Origin of the sequence: Variovorax atrisoli 110B (assembly GCF_000382045.1) — a bacterium.
GTDB classification, from domain to species: domain Bacteria; phylum Pseudomonadota; class Gammaproteobacteria; order Burkholderiales; family Burkholderiaceae_C; genus Variovorax; species Variovorax atrisoli.
In genome coordinates this window covers 500,690-510,038 of the sequence record NZ_KB907450.1, presented here as the reverse complement: position 1 = coordinate 510,038, position 9,349 = coordinate 500,690, and the positions used below count along the sequence as shown (strand labels likewise).

Annotated in this window: 6 protein-coding genes; 1 reads left to right on the top strand and 5 read right to left on the bottom strand. The window is 69.8% G+C overall.

Annotation, left to right across the window (positions count from 1 at the left end):
- Positions 1-55: 55 nt before the first annotated feature.
- Both cobT and G369_RS0102470 read right to left on the bottom strand, forming a co-directional pair.
- On the bottom strand, positions 56-1,096 hold the full coding sequence (gene cobT / locus G369_RS0102475; RefSeq protein ID WP_019652392.1) for a nicotinate-nucleotide--dimethylbenzimidazole phosphoribosyltransferase: 1,041 nt from the start codon (positions 1,094-1,096) through the stop codon (positions 56-58).
- On the bottom strand, positions 1,093-2,559 hold the full coding sequence (locus G369_RS0102470; protein ID WP_019652391.1) for a cobyric acid synthase: 1,467 nt from the start codon (positions 2,557-2,559) through the stop codon (positions 1,093-1,095). The genes cobT and G369_RS0102470 overlap by 4 nt, the downstream gene beginning before the upstream one ends.
- A 152-nt stretch (positions 2,560-2,711) precedes the next feature.
- Here G369_RS0102470 and G369_RS0102465 point away from each other — a divergent pair, with 152 nt between their 5' ends.
- Positions 2,712-2,942: a hypothetical protein gene (locus G369_RS0102465; RefSeq protein WP_019652390.1), complete on the top strand. Its 231-nt coding sequence runs from the start codon at positions 2,712-2,714 to the stop codon at positions 2,940-2,942.
- 162 nt (positions 2,943-3,104) lie between these two features.
- On the opposite strand, the gene G369_RS0102460 is transcribed toward G369_RS0102465, so the two are convergent.
- From G369_RS0102460 to G369_RS0102450, 3 genes are read right to left on the bottom strand one after another with little or no spacing between them, the layout of a single operon-like run.
- Positions 3,105-4,619, bottom strand: a complete 1,515-nt coding sequence (locus G369_RS0102460; protein WP_026346149.1) for an efflux transporter outer membrane subunit — start codon at positions 4,617-4,619, stop codon at positions 3,105-3,107.
- 25 nt (positions 4,620-4,644) lie between these two features.
- A complete protein-coding gene (locus tag G369_RS0102455) occupies positions 4,645-7,923 on the bottom strand; it encodes an efflux RND transporter permease subunit (RefSeq protein WP_019652388.1) in 3,279 nt (1,092 codons plus the stop codon).
- 40 nt (positions 7,924-7,963) lie between these two features.
- Positions 7,964-9,214 carry an efflux RND transporter periplasmic adaptor subunit gene (locus G369_RS0102450; RefSeq protein WP_019652387.1) on the bottom strand — a complete coding sequence of 417 codons (1,251 nt, stop codon included), beginning with the start codon at positions 9,212-9,214 and terminating at the stop codon, positions 7,964-7,966.
- Between the last annotated feature and the right edge of the window lie 135 nt (positions 9,215-9,349).

Below are 9,349 nucleotides of genomic sequence, written 5' to 3'. Positions count from 1 at the left end.
ACCTCCGTGCTTCGCACTGCGGTGCGAGCTTGCTTGGGGCGGCCCGGCGCGGCGCTCATGCGTCCTTTCGCGAGACGCCGGCCGATTCGAAGCTCGCCATCTCGCGCAGGATGCGGCAGGCGGATTCGAGCAGCGGCCAGGCCAGCGCGCCGCCCGAGCCTTCGCCCAGGCGCAGGTCGAGTTGCAGCAGCGGATCGAGCCCCAGCCGCTCCAGCAGCAGCGCATGCCCTGGCTCGGCCGAGCGGTGCGCGGCAACGCAGCGCTGCACCACGTGGGGCTGCAGCGACTGCGCCACCAGCACCGCAGCGCTGGCGATGTAGCCGTCGACCACGATCACCCGCCGCTCGCTGGCCGCCTGCAGCACCGCGCCGGCCAGCGTAGCCAGCTCGAAGCCGCCGAACGCGGCCAGGGCCTCCAGCGGAGCTGTCGCGCCCGCGTGCAGCGCCAGCACCTGCCGCAGCACCTCGCGCTTGCGCGCCAGGCCGGCCGCGTCGAGGCCCGTGCCGATGCCGATGCAGGCGTCGATGTCGAGCCCGCCCAGGCGCGAGAGCAGCAATGCGGCCGAGGAGCTGTTGCCGATGCCCATCTCGCCGAGCAGCAGTGCGTTGCCGGGCAGCGCACGCACCACCTCGCGGCCGTTGGCGATCGCCTGCTCGCATTGCCCGGCGCTCATCGCCGGCCCCGCGGAAGCGTCGGCCGTGCCGGCCGCGATGCGGCGCGACACCAGGCCCGGGCGGGCCTGGAAGTCGCGTCGCACGCCGCAGTCCACCACCGTCAGCGCCAGGCCGTGCTGCCGCGCGAGCACGCTCACGGCGGCACCGCCGGCCAGGAAGTTCTCGACCATCTGCCAGGTCACCTCGCTGGGGTAGGCCGAGACGCCGCGCGCCGCCAGCCCGTGGTCGGCGGTGCAGACCAGCATCTGCGGCGCCTCCAGCACCGGCCTGTCGGTGCCCAGGATGCTGCCGATGCGCAGCGCCAGCGCCTCCAGCCGGCCCAGCGCGCCCAGCGGCTTGGTCTTGTTGTCCAGCGCGGCCTGCAGGCGGGCGGCGAGCGCAGCATCGGAAATGTCGGGGATCGTGGGGATGGGTTCGGTCATGCAATCAGCCCGGCAAGAACACCGGGTTCGAAATGGGTGTCGATGAAATCGGCCAGGCCGTCGAAGGTGGATTCCAGCGTGGGCGCCGAGGCGCCGAAGAGCGCGTGCAGCGCACCCGGGTCCTCGAACAGGCCGTGGAGATAGATGCCCAGCACGTTGCCGCGCGCGTTCTGCCAGGCCAGCCCGTCGGGCATCACCGCCCTGCCGTCGTGCGCGAGCTGCGGGTGCTCGGCGGTCTGGCCGTGGTGGATCTCGTAGCCGCCCACCGCCACGCCTGAGAGCGGGCTCCAGGCGCCGGTCAGCTCGCTGAAGCCGGCCGTGCGATGCCGCACCGTCTTCTCGCGCTCGAACACCGTCACCAGCGGCAGCAGGCCGAGCCCCGGCGCATTGCCGTCGATGCCGTGCGGATCGACCAGCGCCTCGCCCAGCATCTGCAGGCCGCCGCAGATGCCGAGCACTGCACCGCCGCGCTCGGCATGCGCGGCCACGGCGCGGTCCAGCCCCTGGGCGCGCAGCCATGCCAGGTCGCCGCTGGTGTGCTTGGAACCGGGCAGCACGATCCAGTCGGCGGCGGCCACGTCGGCGGGCGTGCGCGCCCAGACCAGCCGCACGCCGGGCACGTTCTTGAGCGCCTGGAATTCGTCGAGGTTGCTGATGCGCGGATAGGCCACGACGGCCACCGTGCGCGTGACGGCGCCGCCGGCGCGGCTGCGGTCGTCGAACACGCCGTCTTCCTCGGGCAGGCCGTGCTGCCACCACATGGGCAGCGTCGCCACCGTGGGCACGCCGGTCAGCTCCTGCAGTTGCTGCGGGGCCGGCGCGAGCAGCGAGGCGTCGCCCCGGAACTTGTTCAGCACGAAGCCGCGCAGCAGCGCCCGGTCGGGCTCCGGCAGCAGCGCCCAGGTGCCGTACAGGTGGGCGAAGGCGCCGCCCCGGTCGATGTCGGTCGCGAGCAGGCAACGCGCCTGGGCATGGCGGGCGATGCGCATGTTGACGATGTCGCTGGCCATCAGGTTGATCTCGGCCGGCGAGCCGGCGCCTTCGATCACGACCACGTCGTTCTCGGGACGAAGTTCGTCGAGCGCGGCCGAAATCTCGGGCCACACGCGCTCGCTGCGGCCGCGCCAGGGCAAGGCCGAGAGCGCCTCGCTCACCTGCCCCATCAGCACCACCTGGCTGTGGGTGTCGCGCTCGGGCTTGAGCAGCAGCGGGTTCATGCGCACCTCGGGCACCGCATTCGCGGCCAGGGCCTGGAAGTACTGGGCGCTGCCGATCTCGCCGCCATCGACCACGCGGGCGTTGTTGCTCATGTTCTGCGCCTTGAAGGGCGCCACCTTCAGGCCCCGTCGGGCATACCAGCGGCACAGCGCGGTGGCCAGCCAGCTCTTGCCGGCGCCGCTGGTGGTGCCCAGGACCATGACGCAGCGCGCCGGTTCGCCGATTGCCCTTGCCTTTGAACTCATCCGGGGATTGTCGTTGAGCGCTGCGACTGCGCGTCCGGAATGCGACATCTTTCACGCCCGGGCACTGCAAATGCGACTGGTGAATCCGTTCGGCGCTTTCCCGCGTACCCCCTGGCGTCGCACACTGTCACAACAACGCACCCCAGGGACCCATGCCAGCCTTGAACGATTTGGCGCTGACCGTCGAGGAACCCGAGCCGGGCCAGTTCTACTGGACCCTGCTCGAGGCCCACCATGCCGACGAAGCCTCCGAAACCCTGGACTATCGGGTCTACCGGCGGGCGCCCCAGGCGCAGACCAGCTATTCCAACGCCATGGCCATGGGCGTGCTGGAACTCAAAAAAATAAGCGCCGCCGCAGACACAGCCGGCGAAACCGACTGAACCTGCGACGGCGCAAGACCGCCTTGCGGCGTTCAGGCTGTCAATTCGAAAAAGGCGGACTTCCGGCCGCGAAAGAGAAACACAAGAAGCTGGACGTCTTCCGCGCCCTTCTCGAATCCTTCGCGTCCCCTGGGTCCGGCTACTCAGCCGCGCCGGCCCTACCTACCTGGCGGCAGCCACGGCGGTGCGAGCGCCGTCCGCCGAAGCCACCGGCGCCGGCGCGTCCCAGCCGCCGCCGATGGCGCGGACCAGCCCCACGGCCGCCTGGTACTGGGCCGACTTCACCTGCAGCGCCTGGCGACGGTTGCGCAGCTCGCTGCGGCGGGCGTCGAGCAGGTCGAGCTGGCTGATGTAGCCGTTGCGGTAGCGCGTGTCCGACAGGCTGGTGGCGCGCGCCGCCGAGGTGACGGCCTGCGCCTGCACCACCGACTGCTCCTGCAGCGTGCGGATGGCGGCCAGCTGGTCTTCCACCTCCTGGAAGGCCACCAGCACCTGCGTGCGGTAGCTCGCGAGCGCGCCGTCGAGCTGGGCGTTGGCGCCCTGCACGCCTGCCTCGCGGCGGCCGCCGTCGAAGATCGGCAGCGACAGCAGCGCGCCCACGCCCCACGAGCGGGCCGACCACTTGAAGAGGTCGCCGATCTCGGGCGAGGCATAGCCGGCGGCGCCGGTCAGCGAGATGTCGGGGAACCACGCGGCCTGCGCCACGCCGACGCGGGCCTGCGCGGCCAGCACGGCGCTCTGCGCGGCCGACACGTCGGGGCGGCGCGTGAGCACCGTGGCCGGCACGCCCGGCGGAATGCTCGGCAGCGTGGTCGACCACTCGGCGCTGCTCAGGCCGAAGCTGGAGGCCGAATCGCCCACCAGCACCGCGAGCGCATGCTCCACCTGGGCGCGCTGGCGGTCGAGCGCGAGCGCGTCCGATTCGGTGGACGACACCTCGGTCTGCACGCGCGCCACGTCGAGCTCGGCGATGTCGCCGGCCTGCTCGCGGCGCTGCGACAGGCGCAGCGTGTCACGGTAGGCCTCGACCTGCTCGCGCACCAGCACGCGCTCGGCGTCGAGCGCGCGCAGCTGCAGGTAGGTCTGCGCCGTTTCGGCCTGCACCGCCAGGCGCGTGCTCTGCAGCAGCGCCTCGCGGCCGGCCGCGTCCAGGTTCGCCGCCTTGCTCGCACCCGAGAGGCGGCCGAACAGGTCGACCTCATAAGAGAAGGTGGCGCCGATGTTGGTCATCGTGGCCGGCCGCGTGCTGGCGGTGGCCTTGTCCAGGCCTGCACCGCGGTTGGCGCCAGCGCCCAGGCCGATCTGCGGCAGGCGGTCGGCATTGGCGCTGCGCGCCAGCGCGCGGGCCTCGGCCAGCCGCGCGGCGGCGGCCTGGATGTTGCCGTTGCCGACGTCGGCCTTCTCGACCAGTGAATTGAGCACCGGGTCGTTGAACGCCAGCCACCAGGCGCCGCGCGGCTGCGCCTCTGCAGGCACTGCACGCGTGAAGCCGGCGGGCGGCGTGGCGCCCTGCTGCTGCTCCTTGCCCTGCTCCTTGAACTGGGCGGTGGTCGTGATCTCGGGCAGGCCCGAGGGCACGGTGGCACAGCCGGCCAGCACCAGGGCGGCCATCAGCGGCACCAGGGCCGTGCGAAGCATGTGGACGGGCTTCACCAAGGGTTGTACTGAGAGTTTCATGATCAGCTTTCTTCTTCTCGATTCATCAGTCATGCGAACCGTGCGAGGGACGCGGCGACGCAGGCACCGGATTCAGTCCGCCGCCGCCCGAGCCGCCGTGCGATGCAGGCGCAGCGGGATGCCCGGCCGACACGAAGTCCTCGCCATGCGGCACCTGGCCGTGCAGCTTGAGCTGGCGGTTGCCCGCGAGGCGGCGCATCAGCACGTAGAACACCGGCGTCAGGAACAGGCCGAAGGCCGTCACGCCGATCATCCCGGCGAACACCGCCACGCCCATCGCCTTGCGCATCTCCGAGCCCGCGCCGGTGGACAGCACGAGGGGCAGCACGCCCATCACGAAGGCCAGCGAGGTCATCAGGATCGGGCGCAGGCGCAGGCGGCTGGCTTCGATCGCGGCCTGCACGGGCGTGCGGCCGGCGAACTCGAGCTCCCGTGCGAACTCCACGATCAGGATCGCGTTCTTCGCACTCAACCCGACAAGCACGATCAGCCCGATCTGCGTGAAGACGTTGTTGTCGCCCCCCGAGATCCACACGCCGGTCATCGCGGCCAGGATGCCCATGGGCACGATCAGGATGATCGCGATCGGCAGCGTCAGGCTCTCGTACTGGGCAGCCAGCACCAGGAACACCAGCAGGATGGCCAGCGGGAACACCAGGAAGGCTGAGTTGCCGGCCAGGATCTCCTGGTAGGTCAGCTCGGTCCACTCGAAGGTCACGCCCTTGGGCAGAGTCTCGGCCGCGATCTTGACGATCGCGTCCTGCGCCTGGCCCGAGGAATAGCCCGGCGCCGGGCCGCCGTTGATGTCGGCGGCGAGGTAGCCGTTGTAGCGCATGGCGCGTTCGGGCCCGAAGGTCGAGTTCACCTTCATCAGCGCCGACAGCGGCACCATCTCGCCCGAGGTCGAGCGCACCTTCAGGAGGCCGACGTCCTCGGCACGGGCGCGGTAAGGCGCATCGGCCTGGACGCGCACGGAGTACGTGCGGCCGAACTTGTTGAAGTCGTTCGCATACAGGCTGCCGAGGTAGATCTGCATGGTGTCGAAGATGTCCGTCACCGGCACGCCGAGCTGGCGGGCCTTGGTGCGGTCGATGTCGGCGTACAGCTGCGGCACGTTGACCTGCCAGCTGGTGAACATGCCGGCCAGCTCGGGCGCCTGGTAGGCCTTGGCCATGAAGGCCTTCACCGCCGCGTCCATCTGGTCGTAGCCCACCGAGCCGCGGTCTTCCAGCTGAAGCTTGAAGCCGCCCGTGGTGCCCAGGCCCGCCACCGGCGGCGGCGGGAACATCACGATGAAGGCGTCCTGGATGCCCGCGAAGGCCTGGTTCAGCTGCCCGGCCACCGCACCGCCGCTCTGGTCGGCGCGCTTGCGCTGGTCGAAGGGCTTGAGCGTGGCGAACACGATGCCCGAGTTGGAGCTGTTGGTGAAGCCGTTGATCGACAGGCCCGGGAAGGCGATGGCGTCTTCCACGTTCGGGTTCTTCTTCATGATGTCGCCCATGCGCTGGATCACCTCGTCGGTGCGGTCCAGCGTCGCGCCGTCGGGCAGCTGGGCGAAGCCGATCAGGTACTGCTTGTCCTGCGCCGGCACGAAGCCGCTGGGCACCGCCTTGAACAGGCCGAAGGTCACGCCGATCAGCGCGAGGTAGATGGCCAGCATCAGGGTCTTGCGCGAGATCACGCGCTTGACGCCGCCGCTGTAGGCCTCGGAGCCGCGATGGAAGAAGCGGTTGAAGCCGCGGAACAGCCAGCCGAAGACGCGGTCCATGCCGCGCGTCAGCGCGTCCTTGGGCGCATCGTGGCCGCGCAGCAGCAAGGCGGCGAGCGCAGGCGACAGCGTCAGCGAGTTGATGGCCGAGATCACCGTCGAGATCGCGATGGTCACCGCGAACTGGCGATAGAACTGGCCCGTCAGGCCGCTGATGAAGGCCAGCGGCACGAACACGGCCACCAGCACCAGCGCGATGGCGATGATCGGGCCCGACACCTCGCGCATCGCGCGGTAGGTCGCTTCACGCGGCGTGAGCCCCGCCTCGATGTTGCGCTCCACGTTCTCCACCACCACGATCGCGTCGTCCACCACGATGCCGATGGCCAGCACCAGCCCGAACAGGCTCAGCGCGTTGATCGAGAAACCCAGCACGTGCAGCACCGCGAAGGTACCGATCACCGACACCGGCACGGCCAGCAGCGGGATGATGGAAGCGCGCCAGGTCTGCAGGAACAGGATCACGACCAGCACCACCAGCATGATGGCTTCGAGCAGCGTGTGGATCACCGACTCGATGGACGCACGCACGAACTGCGTCGGGTCGTAGGCGATGCGGTATTCCAAGCCCTCGGGCATGTTCTTGTTGAGCTCAGCCATCGTCTTGCGAACGTTGGCCGAGATGTCGAGCGCGTTGGAGCCGGGCGCCTGGAACACGCCCATGCCGACGGCCGGGTCGTTGTTCAGCAGCGAGCGCAGCGAGTAGTCGGCGGCGCCCATCTCCAGGCGGCCGATGTCGCGAAGACGCGTGACGGCGCCGTCGGTGCCGCTCTTGACGATGATGTCGCCGAACTCTTCCTCGCTCTGCAGGCGGCCCTGCGCATTGATCGACAGCTGCATGTCCACGCCCGACAGGCCCGGCGAAGCGCCGACCACGCCGGCCGCGGCCTGCACGTTCTGGCCGCGGATGGCAGCGACCACGTCGGAAGCCGACAGGCCGCGCTGCGCGACCTTCTGCGGGTCGAGCCACACGCGCATGGAGTAGTCGCCGCCGCCGAAGATCTGGACCTGGCCCACGCCTTCGATGCGCGCCAGCGGGTCCTTCACGTTCAGCACCGCGTAGTTGCGCAGGTAGTTGATGTCGTAACGGTTGTTCGGCGAGACGAGGTGGACCACCATCGTCAGGTCGGGCGCGCTCTTGACGGTCGTGATGCCGAGCCGGCGCACTTCCTCGGGCAGGCGCGGCTCGGCTTGCGAGACGCGGTTCTGCACCAGTTGCTGCGCCTTGTCGGGGTCGGTGCCCAGGCGGAAGGTGACGGTGAGCGTGAGCACGCCGTCGGTGGTCGCCTGGCTGCCCATGTAGAGCATGCCTTCGACGCCGTTGATCTGCTCTTCCAGCGGGGTGGCCACCGTTTCGGCGATCACCTTCGGATTGGCACCGGGGTACTGGGCGCGCACCACCACCGAAGGCGGCGCGACTTCCGGGTACTCCGAGATCGGCAGACCGCGCAACGCGATCAGGCCCGCTATCAGCATCAAGAGCGACAGCACGCCGGCAAAGATCGGCCGGTCGATGAAGAATTTTGAGAGATTCATGTTGGTTCTCCGGCGGGCGCGGATGCGCCCTCCTCCGAAATCAGGACTTCGCGGCCTCTGCCACGCGTTCCGGTTGTTGTTGCTTGGGGTCCGCCTTGGCGTCCATCGTCACTTGCTGCGGCGCCACCAGCGCACCCGGGCGGATGTGCTGCAGGCCGTTGACGATCACGCGGTCACCCGCCTTCAGGCCCTTGCTTACGACACGCAGGCCGTTGATCGAGGCGCCCAGCGTCACTTCGCGGTAGACAGCCTTGCTGTCCTCGCCCACGACCATCACGAACTTCTTGTTCTGGTCGGTGCCGATGGCACGTTCGCTCACCAGCAGCGCGGTGTCGTTGCGGGCCTGGCCCATGCGGATGCGGGCGAACTGGCCGGGGATCAGGGCGCCGTCCTTGTTGTCGAACGAGGCGCGCACGCGCACGGTGCCGCTGCGGGCGTCGACCTGGTTGTCGATCAGTTGCAGCTTGCCGGTGAACGGCGTGCCGTCCATGCCGGCGGTGCCCATCTGCACGGGGATGCTCTCGATCTGGCCGCGCGCGCTGGAGCCGCTGGGCAGTTCCTTCAGCGCGCGGGTGATGACCTGCTCGTCGGCATCGAAGCTCGCGTAGATCGGGCTCACCGACACCAGCGTGGTCAGCACCGGGGCGCCCGGACCGGCCGCCACCAGGTTGCCCACCGTCACCTCGATACGGCCGATGCGGCCCGACACCGGTGCGCGCACCTGGGTGTAGCCCAGGTTCAGGCGCGCCGACTGCAGCGAGGCCTGGGCCGCGCGCAGGTTGGCTTCGGCTTCACGGCCGGCATTCACGCGCTCGTCGTACTCGCGCTGGGCGATGGCCTTGTCATCCCACAGGCGCTTGGCGCGCTCCTGCTCGCTGCGGCTGAAGGACTGGCGGGCCTGGGCAGAAGCCACCTGCGCCTCGGCGCGCTCGACCTCGGCCGCGTACGGCGCGGGGTCGATGGTGACCAGCAGGTCGCCCTGCTTCACCAGCGCGCCTTCGCGGAAGTGCACCGCCTGCACGGCGCCCGCCACGCGGGAACGCACGTCGACGCGTTGCACGGCTTCGAGCCGGCCCGAGAACTCGTCCCAGGCGTTGATCTCGCTCGCCGCCACCGTGGCGACCGACACCGGCGTGGCTTGGGGCGCCGCCGGAGCGTTGTTGGCTTCGGCCTTGAAGCTGTACATGCCCACCACCGCCGCGGCCACGGCCAGCAGCGCGGTGAGGCCGGTCAGGGCGGGCCAGAGGCCCTTGCGGGCGGCGGAAGACAGCTTTTTCTCGTTGTTCGACATGATGTTCAGTCCTTCTCGATGACTTTTGGGATGCAACAAGCCACCCCGGCGCTTTTGGCACCAGGAGGCGGGATTTCAGGAAAAAAGGGGCCCCGGCACGCGGCCGCGCTGGCAGCGTGTCGATCAGGCAGCCGG